Here is a 2,109-nt window from a genome sequence, read left to right on the forward strand (position 1 = left end):
ACAGCGGCTAAGCAAGATTGCTCCTACTCGATCATTGTACCAAGTTTTTTCTTAACTTCCATCGTGGTTAGCCGAGCCAACTTTCTCCGAAAACCGCAACCTCGCTTAGCCGCGGAACGTTGTGAGAAATGCCATTAAAATTCTCGTATGGGAAATCTCAATTCTAATGCTTAAATTGCAGTATGAAAAGAGAAATAGAATTTGGACTAGACTTTATCATCGATAAACTTACAAACTCTGTCGAGAATGTAGTTACGGGTGATAGTTTCGCAACCGAAATATCTACGCTTCCTTTTTCTGATCTTAAATCCATTTCCAAAAAAAATGGTTGGGTTTTCAACTGGAAATCAGAATTTGATAAGCCTGAACGTGACGTTTATAAATTGACTATTGTAAATAATCTGAAAATTATTCAAGGTTTGATAAGTCTTGAAGTTAAGGAAGATCATGTTTATATGCATTTGGTGGAAAGCGCGCCTTTCAACAAAGGAAAAGAAAAAGTCTATTCCGGAGTTCCAGGAAATTTAGTCGCATTTGCTTGCAAGCTTTCGTTTCAACGCGGTCATGAAGGCAATGTAGCTTTCATTGCAAAAACTCAGCTAATTGAACATTATAAAAAATCATTGGGAGCTTTTCATTTTGGTGGAAGAATTATGATCATCGAAACGCAAGCTGCGAACAAACTGATAAACAAATATTTTAAAAATCAATAATATGAAAACAAAGATCATGGAACTGGATGTTGATTTTATTGGCGAACAAACTTCACTTAGCAATGAAGAATCTAAAGCTATATCTGAATATTTTCAATTAAAAAAGAAGTCAGCTCAAAAAAGAAAAATGAGTTTAACTAAAAAGGAAAATTCAGCTAAATAAGCGGCACTTCTCACAACAGCGGCTAAAAAAAAGCGCTCCAATCAAGTGATTGAACCAGCCATTTTTTAACTACATTTACGTCCAGCCGAGACAACAATCTCCGGAAACCGCGCCTTCTTTTAGCCGCGAAACGTTAGGGCATACGCCAAATGCGGTCTGTATAAATTCTCCGTTAGATTTGATTTCAAGCTTCAAAGTTTGTTTCATTTTTTAAACATATAAAACTTTGAACACAAGCTTCGCCGTTCGTTTTATTTCTTTGAACACACAGAACTTTGAACACAAAGCTTCGCCATTCGTTTCATTTCTTTGAACACAAAACTTTGAACACAAAAGCTTCGCCATTCGTTTCATTTCTTTGAACACACAGAACTTTAAACACAAAGCTTTGCCGTTCGTTTAATCTCTTTGAGCACACAAAACTTTGAACACAAGCTTCGCCGTTTGTTTTATTTCTTTGAACACAAAATACTTTGAACACAAGCTTGGCCGTTCGTTCATCTCTTTGAACACACAAAACTTTGAATACAAGCTTCGCCGTTCGTAGTAAAAAGGAAAAAAGGCGCGGCCCTAACAGCGGCTAAGACAAGATTGCTCCTACTCGATCATTGTACCAACTTTTTTCTTAACTTCCATCGCGGTAAGCCGAGGCAACTTTCTCCGAAAACCGCAACCTCGCTTAGCCGCGGAACGTTGTACACAAGCTGGGCAGCAAGGCTGCGTTTTGCCGGCCAAGGCCAGCGGGAAAAATTCAATTTTTTTTGATCAGGTAATACGTTTCCGCAGAAACAGTCATTATTATGAATACGTCGAGACTACTCACAAAAAAAATTAAATTTTTCCCCATAAATTGAACATATTTTCAGCCTGGTGTACAACCCCCGCTAACCCGCCATAGCTCCAGCCAGGTAAGGCAAACAACTTTTTTCAAAAGAATCTTTACGATAAGCAGATACTACTATCTTTGTTACACGCTACGGCGGTTAGCTCCACCACGTTACCAGCAAGCTGCGCAAGTACAACTTGTTTGGCCGGCTGTCGGCTCGATCGAAAGTTGCTTGCAGCCTTCATCTTATTCGGGGCTACAAGCTTTGTTCCGACCAATCCGCCATCCGGCTGAAAATTGAGATTTTTTCAAAGTTGAACCTATTCGTTTCCGCAGAGACATTTCGGTAATTCTATCTTTCATTTCGCCGAGACAAAAATCTCAATTTTCCTCAGCGAACCTAGAGC

At 39.1% G+C, this 2,109-nt stretch carries 2 protein-coding genes; both read left to right on the forward strand.

What is annotated here, in order from left to right; all coding sequences use genetic code 11:
• Window positions 1-182: 182 nt before the first annotated feature.
• On the forward strand, window positions 183-713 hold the full coding sequence (locus G6047_RS00315; RefSeq protein WP_169525317.1) for a hypothetical protein: 531 nt from the start codon (window positions 183-185) through the stop codon (window positions 711-713).
• 1 nt (window position 714) lies between these two features.
• On the forward strand, window positions 715-876 hold the full coding sequence (locus tag G6047_RS00320) for a hypothetical protein (protein ID WP_169525319.1): 162 nt from the start codon (window positions 715-717) through the stop codon (window positions 874-876).
• The last annotated feature ends 1,233 nt before the right edge of the window (window positions 877-2,109 follow it).

Source organism: Flavobacterium silvaticum (genome assembly GCF_012911565.1).
GTDB classification, from domain to species: Bacteria; Bacteroidota; Bacteroidia; order Flavobacteriales; family Flavobacteriaceae; genus Flavobacterium; species Flavobacterium silvaticum.

Bases quoted from the DNA above. Each gene is read 5' to 3' on its own strand.
- G6047_RS00315 (WP_169525317.1), top strand. From the start codon at position 183: ATGAAAAGAGAAATAGAATTTGGACTAGACTTTATCATCGATAAACTT.
- G6047_RS00320 (WP_169525319.1), top strand. From the start codon at position 715: ATGAAAACAAAGATCATGGAACTGGATGTTGATTTTATTGGCGAACAA.